Genomic DNA, 14,488 nt, shown 5'->3' on the forward strand with positions numbered 1-14,488 from the left:
CGTCACTCCGAAACAAATTGAAGAGGCTGGCCAGCTGGTACGAAGCCGGGATGCGCCACTGAATTGCGGCTCACTAGGTCATCCGCGCGCCCTTGCGCGTACCAGCTATCCCCGTAAAAATCATGCGCCAGCACCACGGCCGGTCGAACCTGCTGCTGCGTCACCGACACCAGACTCGGCAGCGCCACCGTATTGCTGGCCAGGTGCTGGAGGGCGACCGTACGCAACTGCACCACCGCCTGGCTGGTGGCTTGGCTGACCTTGTCCGAAAAGAGGATGGCATCCGTCCGCTGGACAATCTCAGCGCGCAACGCCTGGGCTTCCACTGTGGTCGCCGGCTTCGTGGTGGCCAGTTCATAGATGCGACTGGACGTGGCACCGCCGCGCACCAGGTCGCTAAAGGCCGTCTGATTCCTCACCACCGCCACGCGCGACGCAGTGGTGGCAGTGACGGCCGAGGCAGAGTTGGCCAGTCCATCCGCGAAGTTGAAGAACGATAGCCACTTCTGTGCGCCGCTAATCAGCCCAAGCACGCCCGGCGCCAAGGTCAGCGGCGCATTCAGGCTGCTACGCAGGTTTTCCGGCAGCAGCGCCGTAAGCACCGAGGTGGGATCGGCCCTGATCCAATCCAGCGACGCAAGGTCGACATCCGGCAACGCCATGACGTCATCGACCTGGCTGAGCGCATCATCGACCGCAAAGTCCGGCAGGCCATCCACCGAGAAGTTGTCCGCGAAGTCCTTGCTAAAAGAGGCATCGCAAACGCTTACCTGGTCAGACAGCTTCGCTTCGGTATCGTCCGATGTCTTGGGCTCCTCCTGCTTGCCGGCCTCCAGGAAGGTGATCGCAAACTTGGCCATGCCACCCTCACGGGTGGATTCGGACACCTGAACTTCACCGAACACTGTCACAGAAACCGTACCGTAGTACGGATGTACCAGTTGGCCTGGGCCAGCCTTCTCGATGGCCTCAATCAGTGCATCGCGCGGCACCATGTAGTCGTTGTCGCCGCCCGGATCTCCCAGTACGAATGCCTCGACCTTATATTCCCGCGCCCGCCGCCCCATGTCCTCCGCATAAGGAATGTCGCGTTGCGGGTATTCGTGCCGCGCAATGCGGCGGCCAGCGCTCAGGCTCGAACCGTCAACGTTGAACTTCACGCCACGGAAGCTCGCCTGGCGCAGGTTGTCTCGCCATGCCATGCGCTTCTCCTTTACATCATGGCCAGGCCGGCCGTGACATCAATGTCCATAGCATTGCCAGCGCGCGTTAGCTCAGTCACCTTCGCCCCGGCTCCCTCCACCTGGATCTTCAGCGTCCCGCCTACCTCAGTCTTCCCGGCGCCGGCGGCTTTGGCTGCTGTGAGGTTGTTGGCCCGGTCGGTGGCAAATGAGAATTTGAAATCCTTCATCGCGTCCGGCATCAGCCTGTCCGGAAGGATTGTCTTGATAATTCCCAGGATGCCGTTGGCAAGGGCCTGCCAGCTCTCCAGCCAGACCTGGATCAGACCGTCAAAGAAGCCGACATTGAATACACCCTTGATCCGATCCCAGGCACCGCTGACGTAGGAAACGATGTTGTCCCAGTTCTTGTAGATGATCACGCCGAAGGCCACCACACCTGCGATGAGCAGGCCGATGGGATTGGCCAGCATCACGCCCCATAGTGCCTGCAGCCCAGTCATCGCCGCCGGCAACATGGTCCAGGCGAAAACACTCAGCTTCACGGCCGCCACACCGAGCGCCCATCCCAGCTGCCCGAATGCCAGCAGAACCGGCGACATCAGCCCGCTCAACATCATGAGCGTGGACACCGTGGGGCCGAAGGCGCTATTCATGGCCTTGAAGACGGAACCGACCTTCTGCGCCACTTGCCAGAGCCCTTGGAACACCTGTACGCCGATATCGATAATCGCCGGCAGCTTCTCGAGGAAGGCATCGAATTTGCTCTCGATCAGACCACGGTTGGCGACCGTCCATTTCTGGATGTTCTCGAACATCGGCTGAATCTTCTCGGCCAGCTTCAAGCCGAGGAAGTTCTTGATACCCTCGAAAGTGCCCTGCAGGCGCTTCCACATCTTGTCAAAAGAGTCAGCTTGCTGGAGCTGGTCGTCGGTGAAGATCCGGCCATCGGCCGTCATCTGCTCATACTTCTCGCGGATGCCATCGGCACCGCGGTTCATGGTGCCCATCATGATCTCGCCGCTCTTGCCCATCAGCTCCAACAGCACGGCCTGTTTGGCCAGGTCTTTGTTGGAGCCCTTGAAGGCATCCGCCATGCGCTCGATCACTTCCTCGGGTTTCATGCCCTTCAGCTGGGCCATCGAAATCCCGACGCCCGCGAATGCCTGCTGCTGCTCTTTCCCGCCAGACAGCGCCAGGCCCATGGCCTTCTTCAGCTTACCCATGGCGGCGGCGGCATCCTCCATCGTGCCGCCGTCTTCCTTCACCAGCTCGCCGAACACCTGTAGCCGCTGGGCGTTGATCTGGTATTTCTCGGCCAGGTCGCCGACGCTGTCAGCGGCCTCGGCCGCAGCGATCCCGAAGTGCAGAATCTCCCCTACCGTGCCGGCGTATACGCCGCCAATCCCGACCGTCGCCACAGCCAGGCCGACCAGGGACTTCGACAGGGCGCCGACCGCTGACTTCACCTTGCCCAGGCCGGTGGCGTCATAGAGCTTGCCGAGCGAGGCGTGCAGATCGCCGGCCGGCTTGATCAAGCCTTCGAGCTTGGTGCCGATCTCATTCAACGTGGCCGAGGCCTTGTCGATGGCCGAGATCACCAGCTCGGATTTTGTCTGTTGAGTTCCCATACAAATCTCGGGGCAAAAGAAAAGCCCCGCCAGGTTTCCCGAGCGGGGCTTTTCAAACTGCTGTTGCTTTAAGAGAAGAGAATGCCGAAGAGCTTTATCATGAACGGCACGCCATACCAGACGATACCCCCAAGAATGAACAGGCCAATTAAGGCCGGTATCAGGCCGATCAGACCGATGCCGAACATCGACAGGCCAATCAGACCGGTCTTGAGATCGGGCGCTTCCTTCTTAGATTGAGCAGGTTTGTCCATGAGCCCATTCTAACAAGAACACCCCGACCGTCAAGACGCCCCTTGCATTCTCCGTTGCGCTTCGATCACCTTTTCCGCTTCCTCGACCCAGAAATCAAGTTCCCAGGTATCCATTTCCCAGATCTCACTCGGAGGAAAGCGGTAGACGTAGGCGATCAGGCCGACGGCGTCGCGCCAGTGACACCGACCAAAAAAGGCGCAGACTCCCCCAGAAGCGCAATCACATCGACGGCGTCAAGTTCATCCAGCACCTCATGCGGGAGGCCGTTCATCGCTGCGATCATCTGCAGCTGCAGGCCAACGCGACCTTCCGCCGGACTCGGGTTGAGTCCCTTCATCTCGCGGCCCTTCAGGCGCCGCAGCTTCAGGGTCTTGATCTCGAAACCATCCTCCGCCAGGATCGGCACCTTCAGCTGGTAGGTAACAGCATCCACCTTCAGCCCATCCAACGGCAGAGGAGCGGCGCCATCGCCCACCGGAGCCGCAACGGGCGGCGGCAGCGTTGGCGAAGGCACTTGTGCAGGCGTCTGCACTGCCGGGGCGGTTTCCGATGCCAGCTCGGGGTAAAGTTGATCGTAGCTCATGCTTGCTCCGCAGGTGCGCCAATGAATTTGAGCGATGCCTTGCCGTCACCGGCTTGCGGGCCAATCGGCGCGGCGAGGCTGGCGCCACGCTGAATGTACTGCTGCCCGGAATCGCATTTGAAGACCACCGTGCCATTCTGGATGGCGTTGATGGCACCGATATTGGTGCTACCGCTCACCGCGATATCGAATTCGATCTCGCTATGCACCGGCTTCTCAGTCCAACCGAGAAAACCGAAGTCACCGACCACCGCAGTACGCTCAACCCCTCCGGGGTTGATCTTCGCGGTGCCCGGCAGACTGGCGATGCTCTCGCCATTGACGCGGATGAAAGCGCGTCCAAAATACATTTCTGCCATGTTTCTCTCCTGTTACAGACGGAACTGGATCTGCGCCGCGAAGATGCGGAACTGATTGACCAGGTTGGGCGGCAGGCGCACGTCGACACGATTCACGTCGGTCGCGTTGCGGGCCACCAGCAGGTCAGACTTGAACTGATCGATGTCCTCCATCAGTCCAGCGTCCACCCAATCCAGCGCCAGAGCGATCAGCTCGGCACGGATGTCCTGCGGCGTGACCTGCGCCTGGCCCGGCGCCGCCTGCGTCCCGTCGTTGGCCAGTTTGTAGCGCGGGAAGCGCTGCGCGATCCGCGCCCGCACCTGATAGCGCATCAGCGACAAGGTGTACATCGTCTCTACGTCGCGATAGCTTGGATCAACCAGGCCGGCCGAATTGGTCTTGTAATTCGTCACCGCGCGCTCGATCACCACGTTGCCGCCGTTGTCGACCACCGTGGTGGCACCGCCATACGACAAGATGTTGTTGCGCTCGGCGCGGGTGAAGCGCTTGTTCGCCGGCGCCGGCAGCCGACTCGGCAACGCCAGGGTCTGCAGCGGACGGGCCGGGTCGATGCCCAGGTAATACGCAGCGATGGCACCGCACAACGCGGCCTTTTCCCACACTGGGCCCGGTTCTCCACCGGTCTCGCAGGTCCAGGTGGCGATGTGCGAGTTGTTGCGCGCGCTCAAGGCCGCATTGAGCAAACCGACCGTGCCGCGCAAGGCGTTATGGCACTGGCCGTCGTTCTGCAGCAGCGGCCCCCAGCGGTTATTCAGCTCGGTCTCCATCAGTGCCATGTTGGGGGCATCGTTGAAGGCCATGATGATGTTGTTGTACTGCGTGGCGCCGATGTTGGACAGCGCCGTCGCAATGCTGGGGTCCGCCGTACCACCCGAGAGCTGCACCAGCGCCACCCCCAGACCGGCCGGCGTCTGCTGAATCAGCGGATAGTAGTTGAGCTGCATCATCAGGTCGTTTGTCAGCGTGCCCTTGTGGCGAGCCGTGACAGTCACCACCCCGACATTGCTGGAGGCGGTCACGACCAGATCCGGCATGGCGTTGATCGCCGCAGCCAGGGCCGTCGCAATGGTTGTCGGCGTGTCCGTAGTGGACACCGCGACCTGCACAGCGTCTTCGCCAATGTACAGATTCAGCGTGCCGCCCTGCGTAGCCGCGCCGGTGATGGTGATCGTGCCAGCCGCTGCAGTACCAGCACCGTTGTCGGGCACTGCCACCACCCAGGTCTCGATGGTATCGGTCACGTCGAAGATGCTGCCCACCATCGATGCGCCGATGGAGCCGCGTCCGAAAGCGGCAACACCGCCATCCTTGGAGCTGATCTGATACGGCGCGTTGGCGGGGGCAGTGCCACTAGCCAGCGATGGCGCGATCAGCAGGACGCGCTGCGGCATGTTGACGGGCGCGTTGATGGCCTTACTGTTGTCGAATTCGACATACTGGCCAGGGGTCAACAAGTTGACCGGGATCTGATTGAAGGAAATCGAAGCTGCAGCGGCCATCATGCACCTCCCTCTTCATGCTGAGCCGAGGCCTGGTTCTGCTCGGCCACTTCTTCAGCATCTTCTTCCGCCGGTTCTTCTTCGGTCACGTCGCCATCGGCCAAGCGACGCAGCCAGAAAGAATCGTTCTCGTCCACGGTGACACCGGCCTTGGTCAATTCACGGCCGGTCACGGGGTCGCGCACGATCCTCCCTTCTACGGGATAGATCAATTTCATTTCTTTGCTCCTATTGAGGAAGGATGATTTTTGCGGATGCGTCGATCTGGCCGTCCGGCGTGGCCGGCAGCGGCGGATCGTTGCGAGGCGAGGACATATCGATCTGCACTGAGACCACCTGCAGGTCATCTGCGGCCGGCTGCGGCTGCCAGATGTATTTGGCCTCATAGTTCATGGTCAGCAGCGCCGCCTCGCTGGAAGCCGCGCCGGTGTAGTCCGGATCGCTTCCTTTATAGCGGAAGGCCACCGTCAATCCACCCAAGCGCTGATCGACCGCCAGCAGCTCCTCGATGGGCGCCGCCAGTTCGTCCAGCCGGTCAACCACATCATGGCCGTCCTGGACGTAAACCTGCACCATGACCATCACCGTGCGCAGCTCCTGCCACTGGTCGCTCAAATCCTCGGCCGTCTCGCCGCCGTTGATCACATTGGCAAAAGGCAGCTTGCGGTTCGAGAGCGGCTTCGTTCTGGCCTCGAAGAGATTGGCCAGGGTGGGATGCGGCTCCAGGAGCTGATAAATCTTCTCGCGGATTTGCTTACGGATGTGCATGGTCAGGCCTCGATGATCTGTGCGCTGGTGAGCTTGCCGTCCTCGATTGCCTTCGGCGGTTGTTGCACGCGCCACTGGCTACCGTTGATCGTCAGTACCTCGTCTTCTCCCAAGCCCGGCAATGAGCCGGTCTTGTACATGATGGTCGAGGTGTTCTGAACGAGCAGCGCGTCGCCCAGCACCAAGTCGTCCGGGTTATCGAAGATCACCAGAACGTCTAGTGCCGGGCCGCCTGCTGACGGTTGCCAGTGCGCGAGGTCGCCGAAGTCCCGAAAGAACACATCCAGGTCTTCAACCAGCTTCATCAGCTGGCCGTGCCACCAGAGGCCGATCCACCAGCGGCCGAGGCGGTCGCATCCTGCTGGACCTCCTCCTGCTGGGCCTGGAATGCGGCGGCGATGCCTTGCGCGATGGCGCCGGCCAATGCTTCATGGTCCAGCACCACCGAGCCGGTCGCAGCGGCCGGCAGCTCGACCTTCAGCGCGCGGCTGCGCGCCTCTTCAGCCTTCGCAGCTGCAGCACGGTCCTTGTCCTCGGCATACTCCAGCTGGTGCGCAGCATCGCCGATCTCCTGCTCCAGCGTGATGATGTCGCCTTCGCTGTAGACCTTTTCACTTCCCTTGCCGTCCACAGTGCGATAGATGAAGCCCTCGCGGACGATATAACGTTTGGTTGCCATTTGGCTTTCCTTTCAGAGATTCTCGAATGTGCAGACGTCTGCACAGCAGCCACCGGCCCGACCCTGGACGCGGCGGCAATCAGTTCGTGGCTTATGCGGTCAACGCGTCGGACATGACGGCGAAGCTCGCGGCATGACGTGCAGCGATGTCCACGGATTGCATGGCACGCAGCAGCACACCACCCTGTTTGAAGGCGGTGCTGTCATACGGGTTAGGCGTGATTTCCAATGCGCCCCACTCGCCGATCAGCAGCTCGGACCAGTTACCGAAGAAGACTTCGGAGCACACCCCGGCCGAGGAGCCCTTGGTCAGGGTAGACCGCGCCTGGTTGGAGCGGGCCACGGGGTAACCGTTGATCTCGCCCGGAGTGCCAGAGCGTTGGCCACCCGGACTGTTCGTCCACAGATACTGGCCGGTAGTCGCCTTCAGCTTCTTCAGCCAGCCGACCGACTTGGCGTTGGCCAGATAGGACATCGAGTCGACATCGGCATTGGCAGTGGCCACGGCGGTTTCCAGATCGATCAGGTGATCAATGGTCAACTGAGCGCCGTTGGTACCACCCACGACCGAGCCGATGCCCGACATGTTGGCAATGCCCAGCGGCATACCGCCGGTGCCAGTGCCGGAGAGCGCAGCCAGGTCGATACCCAGCGCCATCTGCGCGATCAGGTCGGCGCGGGCCAGCATCTCGATGTCCGGCGTGGCCTGCATCAGCATCTGACGCGTGATCGCCGAATAGGTACCCAGGCTCTTCAGGGTGAGGCTCACCTTGTCGAAGGTCGCTTCGGACTCGGTCAGGTTGCCGCCTTCAGTCACCCAGAAGGTGCTGGAAGCGCCATTCTGGCGCGGAATATCGACGTTGCCCACCAGGCCGGACAGGATGGTGGCGCCGAGCTGGAAGACACGGGCACGGTTGCGCAGAATGTCGATGAAGCTGCCAGCCAGCAGATTGGTGGCGACCATGACGCCGCCGGTAGCGGCAGCGCCAGTTGCATACTGAGCGCGCTGCGCGAAGGGAACGTTGGTCGGCATGAAGAAGCCGCTAGTGGTCTTGCCCATGCGCTTGCCGATGTCGTTGGAGATTTCCAGCTCAAAGCCAGCCTTTTTCCAGTCGTTCGACAGGACGGCGTTGATTGCGCGCAGCATCGAGTAGCCGGCCTTTTCCTTTTCAGACAGGTCGGGCGAGTAGCCATCGCCCATGTTGGCGACCGGGTTGGCCTTGCGCTGCAGCTGCAGATCCAGCACTGCGCCACGCGCTTCGGAAATCGACGCGCCCTTGCGAATCAGGCCGGCACGCACGTCATCGGGCACGCCGTGCTGACGGCACATGCTATCGATCTCGTCGATGCGCTTGCGCTCTTCTTCGGCGCCCTGACTGCGCAGTGCAGTCTGGTCGGCCGTGTTGACGACGCCAACGCCACCGGCACCTCCGCCGGTCGCGCCATCGTCCGCCTGGTTGCGCAGAACGCGCGGGGAGTGACGGTGCTTGTACATATCTTGTTGCTCCATGTTGTCGGCCGGGGCCGGTTGGGATTGATGGGCCTGCGCTGCAGCCCGGGGATCACTGGCATCGAGGCTGCGACCGACACCCACAGTCGGGTCGGCCGGCACCGTTACCAGCGAGATCTCATACGGCTCCCAGTCGGTCGCCGTATAGATTTCGTTCTCCACGTCATCCTCGAATTTGAAGACGCGGTATTGAAAGGAGGCATTGACCAGGATGCCGTCGTCGCACTGGTTAAGAGCCCAGTCGCCACGCTCATCCTTGCCGAAGCGGACCGTCACATAGCCACGACGGTCCGCGCCCAGCTCGAGCGATTCGACGATACCCAGCAGGTCATCGCGGTTGTGGTTGAAGAGGAGCGGCATGCTGCCCTGGCGCACGCCGGTGCGCATGGCGCCGGGGGCGTGGCTCAAGATCTCGGTGCCGTACCACATGTCGCAGGGCTCCTCCGAGCTGAAGGGGAAGCGCACGGTCCGCGCTTCCATGTCCACTGCCAAGGGTCCATCTGCCCGCAAAGTCAGCAGCCGCAGCTGCGGCGCACCGACCACGGGCGGTTTTCTCGTTTTCGTTCCCATCACGACTCCAAAAAGAAAAACCCGCCCAGGTAGCCCTGGACGGGTTGTTGTTTGCTGATGCTGACGGTCAGTCTTCGCCGGCGGTCGGCTCGTCCCCCTCTGCCCCAGCTTCTGCCGGAGGATCGGGGGGCGGGTCGTCGGCGCCGGCCACGGCCTTGTCCTTCTCGTCGACCTTGGCCGGATCAGTATCAAAGACCAGATCCATGTCGGCGGCCATGTCCAGCTCAGAGCGGCGGGCACGGTAGGTATCCTCGATGTCGGCACCGCCGTTCGTCTGCGCGATCACATCGCTAGCCGACATGAAGCCCGAGCGCACCGCCATCTTGTACGCCGACACTTCCTTCGTCGGGTCAATCCAGCTCCAGCCGCGCGGCTTCCACCGCTCGCGTTGATACTTGCGCTGCTTGCTATAGAAGTCAGGGATGTTCACCTGCCCGGCCAGTACCGCTGCGTTGAGCCACTCGCGCTTGATCGGGCTGCAGAGGTTGCGAATCAGCCAGCCCTGCAGCAACCGCCATAAATCTCGGTCATCCAGAAGCGACAAGCGCGAGCTGCTGTAGTTGCTCTGCGAGTAGTCGCGGGAGAGCGATTCATAGCTCACCCCGATGCCTGCCGCGATCTCACGCAGCATGAACCGCATGAAGGGTTCCAGCGCTGCATTCGGACGGGACGGATTGAAGCCGACGAAGTCCTCACCCTGTGCCAGGTAACGGAACGTTCCCGGCTCCGCATCCATGACCTGGCGGTTACCAACGATCCCATCCGGTACCGGACCGTCCGGTGCCTTGATGAAGCCGACGATATTTGCCGAAGCGCGAGCCGCGACAATCTCCGCTTCCCCATAGCCCTTCATGTCGTTGAGGCGACGCAGGACCGTATGCATCCAGGGTACGCCCCGCGTCTGCGGCCAGCGATCCACCAGGTAGAGGTGAATGATTTCGTCAGCTGGCACCCGGATGTAATTGCTGGCCTGGAACGTCCGGAATTGAAAATCACCAGGATGAGAGGGGTACAGCCAGTAGGCCGCAGGCCTACCCCACTGGTCCACCTCGACCCCCATGCGAATGGCATTGCCATTGGGAGCCATCGCAGTCTGCCAGTTGTCCAGGAGCCGGTCAGCCTCCAGCACCTCTAATGCCAGGGGCGCCTTACCGCCACCGAATGGCTGGCGTACTTTGCGCACCAGCACCTCCCCATCCTCGGCAATACGTCCGATGACAAAACGCAGCATATCGGGCATATGAAGAATGCCGCCGGTGTGACAGATCTTCCCATCGCACCACTCTGCATATTCTTCCTCAATCGCGTCATTCAGCGAGGTAAGCAGCTTGCCCCGAGAATCCGCCACCTGGGCTTGGAAGCCCACGCCCGTGCCTACTACGTTGTTCTGGATGATCCGGATTGCGTTCTTGGCGTGGCCGTTATCGCGCACCAGCTCACGGGAGCGAGCGCGTAGCAAGCGCAGGCTGGTCAGGATCTCGGAGTCAGCCGTGGTGTTCAAGGCCGTCCAATCCGATGTCAGGCGATTGAACTGAGCGCCGGCATACATCCGCTGGGCTTCAGCCACGGCAGCCGCGCGCTTACGCTGGGCTTCACGCTCGGCCGTCCATTGGCGCAATACCACCGAACCCTTCTGCGCCACGCGCTCTTCGTTGTACCAGCTGGTCGAGGTCATGACGTGAACCTTACGTAGTAGTTTCTCGGGTTCGGGCCACCAGTAGCGGCGGCCTTCTCTTCCTTCTCCCGCAAGATCCGGCCTCGCCAGTAGTTCACCGCCTCGATCAGCTCGGCGGCAGTGAAATACTCAGCGTTACGTGGCCCGATTGCATACTTCTTCGTCTTCTGGCCGCTGGCCGTCAGGTCCGCAAGCGCCTTCTCAGCATCGGCCAGTGCGCGCTGCGCCAGGCTGCGCCCGTCAAAGCCTTCCGCCGTGATCGCGGCCAGGTTGGCCAGCACCTGCAGTTGGCCGCTGCCGACCGTCACTCGCTCCGTATCTTTTGTCAGCACGGCCTGCCACCAGTACGGCCCGGCCTGCAGGTCCTGGCTGGCAGCAGATGTAAGCGCGAATGTCCAGCCACCTGATCCGTCTGCCGTGCCTGGCAGATCCAGCTTGGTCGGCCCGCGCAGCGCAAACTGCAGCGTCCAGGCGGCGCTGCTGTAGTCGGCGCCGCGCACGGTCAACGGCGGCTCCGTCCAATGGAGGGAGTCGCCGGCCGTGAGTTCGGTTGGAATATTCATGATTACCAGCTCGATGCTTTGAACCCACCACCAGGGCGGGGAAGATTAAATGACCGAGGCTTCTTGCTCGCCTGCGGCTTCACCTGGTCCGACGCGGCAGCGGGCTGCGCCGCCGGCGCTGCAGCCGCGCCTTCGAAGATGTCCTTCTGCCGGACGGCATCCTCCAACATCGCCCAATGCGATTCCTTGTACAGATGAATCTTGAGCGACCTGGCGGCGTGCAGGGCGTACACCTCGCAATCCAGCGCCTCGTTGCGCACGCCCGACTTCTTCTGCCACACCTTCTTATTACGCAGCGTCCGGTGAGGCGCCTTGACCTCGCTGGTGATCTGCTCGTAATAGTCCGGGCGAACGGCCTTGTACCAGTGCATACGCCCCGGCCCCTTGCCCTGCAACCGAATCCGCCCGGCGCCAGAATCCTGGCCCAGCAGCAGATCCTTCGCTCGCTCAGTGCCGACCATGAACGGCTTCACACCGAACTTGGCCGCCTTGTTCTGGCGGTTCGTATCGATGGACGGGCGCGGCGGCGCGAAGATCTCGCGCCCGTCATCGGATGAGGCCCCCTTCACCGCCAGATAGCCACGGCTCAACCGATCCCGCACGAACGCATACACCGCGTCCGAGGTCTGGCCGTCCGAGGAGTCGATAGACACTGCACGGATCGATAACTGGCTACCGCCTTCATGTGGGATCGGCTTGGAAAGCAACTGATCGAGGTCAACCCACGCCCCCTCATTGGCGATCAAGGTCTTGCCGTGGATCTCGCCCCAGTAGAGCAGCCAGCTTTCTTCCCCGCGCCCCCATACTCGGATCACCACCGCGATCCGGTCGTGCTGCACGTCGCAACCAGCGGTCACCACCAGGCCGCCCCATGGGACAACCAGCTCCTCGTAGTCTTCGGCCCGGTCCTTCAGCGCATCCAGATCTGGCAGTTCGCTGGCGTACTCATACGACTTGCCCTCGGTGTTGTTGCGGAAGACACGCATCTTCGTGTCGTCGCCCTGCGCCAGTGCGTGCTTGGCCGACAGGTACTTCTCCACCAGGTGCGGCATGGTCGATCCTGGGAACGGGGAATACACCTCGTTCAGCCAGAAGCCGGCCACGCCGTGGAAGGTGGCCGTGGCCCGCCACGTGCCCTTGCGCACGTTGCGGTTTTTCTCGGCATCGGTCCACAAGGCACCACAATGCGGGCAGCGGTACCGGGCCGACGATGGGACGGCATGGCCGAAGACCTCATGGTGGACCTCGGGGTTGTCCAGCCAGACGACGTTTTCCCAATCCAGGACATGGGCCTCGCCACACTCGTGGCAGGGGATGAAAAACTTGCGCTGGTCCGACAGCAGGTATGCCTGCTCGATCTTGCTGACGCCAGCAATCGTTGGCGTGCCGCCGAAAATGATCTTGCGGCGCGCGAAGGTCTTGGTCCGCTCCTCCAGGGAAGAGATCGTATCGCCCTGCTCCTTCACGTTGTCGTTACAGTCGTCTGGCTCTTCCACCGCAACCACGGGTGCGGGCGTCGACTTCACCGAGGCGGGCGAGTTCGACCCGACGAACTTCAGGAAGCCACCGGGGAACTGCTTGAAGTCCACCCGATTTTCCTTATCCCGCTTCTTCGAGACCGGGATCTTGTCCATCAGCCGAGGCGTGGCCTCGACCATGGGCACGAACTTTTCGTCGTTGTATTCCTTCACCGCCTTGTCCTTCGAGAACATAACGATGATCGGGCACGGGTCGATATCGATCCGCTTGCCCAGGTAGTTGTTGAGCACCCCATCCGTCCAGGCAATCTGCGACGACTTCTGTGCGACCACCTTGAAGACGGTCGGATCGTCCAGCGCCTCATGAATGCCATGCACCCACGGCGTGATGTCCGGGTTGTACCGGCCGGGCTTGGCCGACGCCTTAGCCGACAGGCCCCGATGGCGCCGCGCCCACTCGGTCGTCGTCAGCTTCTCCGGCGGCACCAGCGTCGCCACCAGGCGGCGCAGCAAAGCTTCCACCGCCTGGATCGTATCGGGCGAGCTGGCCGAGGGCAGCATACGTGTGTTCATTGAGGAGAGAGACATCGACATTCACTTCATACAAGGTGGACAGCTCGGACGCCAGCTTGTCGTCGCGCGCCAGCAGCTCGGAGCGGAATGCCCCGACCATGTTCATCAACTGCCCCTCCAACTGCTCGACATTGATCAGCTGGCCGCGCTTCTCGGCGACCTGCAGCTGCTTCAGTTCGCGGTCCACCCGCTCGGTCAGCACGCGCTCGCGCACTAGGTCGAGGCCGTCTTCGGACTTGTGGCCGGAGGCCTGGGCGCGCAGCTGGCGGATGTACGCCTTGCGGATCTCATCCATGTTGGCCGTCTGCCAGGCCACGCCCAGTTTTTCGAGCATGCGGCTTACGGCCGACTGATCCAGATCCAGATGGTCGGCAATTTGTTGCTGTGTAGGCATGGAAAATATGACCCCCTTAGCCGGGCCAAAAGTAGAGAAAAATCGCGATGCATACGCCCGTACGCGCGGGTCGCAGGGAGGACCCGGCCGTTTATTTCTTGAGCAACAGGTAGTTGATCTCCTGCGCCAAGACCTTGGGGAACTGCTCCTGCACCCTGGCCATCACCTTGTCCTGGACGGTCTTGTTGCTGAAGCCCTTGGGCACGCTGACCGTGAAGAGCTCGCCGATGGGCAGGCGACCACGACCGAACTTGAACCGACCGAACGCCTGCCCGGTCTGCTGGAACGAACCCTTGTAACCCCCACGGGCGAACACACCACGGTGGCCGGATCGCATTGACCGGATAAAGGCATGAGGGACGGTGATGGTCTTTCCTTTGATCCTGACCGTGACACCGGCCTTGGACTGGCGGGCATTGAAGGCGATCATCGGCAGCGGCTTACCTTCTGCTGTGACGACCGCCTGCAGCGATCCCCGACCAGCACGGCGGATCGAGATGCTCTTGCTGATCACACGGGAACTGATCTGGTATTGATCCTTGATCTCCCGAGCTGCAACAGTCTTACCCTGAGCCGCGACCTTATTGATCGCACGGGTAGTGGCCTTGTCGCGCACGCCCGAGGCCAGCTTGGTCATCTGCGCGGCGGCCTTGCCAATATCGGTCCGGACATCAAAGCGAAGCATTCGATCTCCAGCATCGTTGAGAAGGTAGCGGTGGCCGATAGCCCCTAGCCTCCCTTCTGTGAAGTCCAAAGCAAAAAGCCCCGA

16 protein-coding genes are annotated in these 14,488 nt (G+C 61.9%); all 16 read right to left on the reverse strand.

Features of this window, described 5'->3' with window-relative positions:
• Positions 1–2: 2 nt before the first annotated feature.
• The 16 genes from BGK68_RS23385 to BGK68_RS23460 all read right to left on the reverse strand — a co-directional run bounded on the left by BGK68_RS23385 (position 3) and on the right by BGK68_RS23460 (position 14,404).
• Positions 3–1,202: a DNA circularization protein gene (locus BGK68_RS23385; protein ID WP_075259037.1), complete on the reverse strand. Its 1,200-nt coding sequence runs from the start codon at positions 1,200–1,202 to the stop codon at positions 3–5.
• An 11-nt stretch (positions 1,203–1,213) separates the two neighbouring features.
• A complete protein-coding gene (locus BGK68_RS23390) occupies positions 1,214–2,812 on the reverse strand; it encodes a phage tail tape measure protein (protein ID WP_143433145.1) in 1,599 nt (532 codons plus the stop codon).
• Positions 2,813–2,880: 68 nt separating this feature from the next.
• The gene (locus BGK68_RS23395) at positions 2,881–3,066 is read right to left on the reverse strand and encodes a hypothetical protein (protein WP_075259039.1); all 186 of its coding nucleotides are present in this window, start codon (positions 3,064–3,066) and stop codon (positions 2,881–2,883) included.
• A 155-nt stretch (positions 3,067–3,221) separates the two neighbouring features.
• Complete coding sequence (locus BGK68_RS23400; protein WP_075259040.1) at positions 3,222–3,650, reverse strand: phage tail assembly protein; 429 nt, start codon at positions 3,648–3,650, stop codon at positions 3,222–3,224.
• Positions 3,647–4,009: a phage tail tube protein gene (locus BGK68_RS23405; protein ID WP_075259041.1), complete on the reverse strand. Its 363-nt coding sequence runs from the start codon at positions 4,007–4,009 to the stop codon at positions 3,647–3,649. The genes BGK68_RS23400 and BGK68_RS23405 overlap by 4 nt, the downstream gene beginning before the upstream one ends.
• Before the next feature lie 12 nt (positions 4,010–4,021).
• Positions 4,022–5,512, reverse strand: a complete 1,491-nt coding sequence (locus BGK68_RS23410) for a phage tail sheath C-terminal domain-containing protein (protein ID WP_233149392.1) — start codon at positions 5,510–5,512, stop codon at positions 4,022–4,024.
• Entirely contained in the window at positions 5,509–5,727 is a 219-nt protein-coding gene (locus BGK68_RS23415; RefSeq protein ID WP_075259042.1) for a DUF2635 domain-containing protein, read from the reverse strand. Before BGK68_RS23415 ends, BGK68_RS23410 begins: the two co-directional genes overlap by 4 nt.
• Before the next feature lie 10 nt (positions 5,728–5,737).
• Positions 5,738–6,277, reverse strand: coding sequence for a hypothetical protein (locus BGK68_RS23420; RefSeq protein WP_075259043.1), 540 nt, complete (start codon positions 6,275–6,277; stop codon positions 5,738–5,740).
• Between the two features lie 2 nt (positions 6,278–6,279).
• Entirely contained in the window at positions 6,280–6,582 is a 303-nt protein-coding gene (locus BGK68_RS23425) for a head-tail joining protein (protein ID WP_075259044.1), read from the reverse strand.
• A complete protein-coding gene (locus BGK68_RS23430) occupies positions 6,582–6,956 on the reverse strand; it encodes a hypothetical protein (RefSeq protein WP_075259045.1) in 375 nt (124 codons plus the stop codon). Before BGK68_RS23430 ends, BGK68_RS23425 begins: the two co-directional genes overlap by 1 nt.
• A 91-nt stretch (positions 6,957–7,047) precedes the next feature.
• A complete protein-coding gene (locus BGK68_RS23435; protein WP_158035506.1) occupies positions 7,048–8,946 on the reverse strand; it encodes a phage major capsid protein in 1,899 nt (632 codons plus the stop codon).
• 157 nt (positions 8,947–9,103) lie between these two features.
• Complete coding sequence (locus BGK68_RS23440) at positions 9,104–10,711, reverse strand: phage portal protein (RefSeq protein WP_075259047.1); 1,608 nt, start codon at positions 10,709–10,711, stop codon at positions 9,104–9,106.
• The gene (locus BGK68_RS23445; protein ID WP_075259048.1) at positions 10,708–11,274 is read right to left on the reverse strand and encodes a hypothetical protein; all 567 of its coding nucleotides are present in this window, start codon (positions 11,272–11,274) and stop codon (positions 10,708–10,710) included. Before BGK68_RS23445 ends, BGK68_RS23440 begins: the two co-directional genes overlap by 4 nt.
• Positions 11,275–11,276: 2 nt before the next feature.
• Positions 11,277–13,274, reverse strand: coding sequence for a phage terminase large subunit family protein (locus BGK68_RS23450; RefSeq protein WP_324617643.1), 1,998 nt, complete (start codon positions 13,272–13,274; stop codon positions 11,277–11,279).
• A complete protein-coding gene (locus BGK68_RS23455; protein ID WP_075259050.1) occupies positions 13,177–13,719 on the reverse strand; it encodes a MarR family transcriptional regulator in 543 nt (180 codons plus the stop codon). The genes BGK68_RS23450 and BGK68_RS23455 overlap by 98 nt, the downstream gene beginning before the upstream one ends.
• A gap of 91 nt (positions 13,720–13,810) precedes the next feature.
• Positions 13,811–14,404 carry a phage tail protein gene (locus tag BGK68_RS23460; RefSeq protein WP_075259051.1) on the reverse strand — a complete coding sequence of 198 codons (594 nt, stop codon included), beginning with the start codon at positions 14,402–14,404 and terminating at the stop codon, positions 13,811–13,813.
• Positions 14,405–14,488: the final 84 nt, after the last annotated feature.

Origin of the sequence: Herbaspirillum camelliae, from assembly GCF_001929405.1 — a bacterium.
Lineage (GTDB): Bacteria > Pseudomonadota > Gammaproteobacteria > Burkholderiales > Burkholderiaceae_D > Herbaspirillum > Herbaspirillum seropedicae.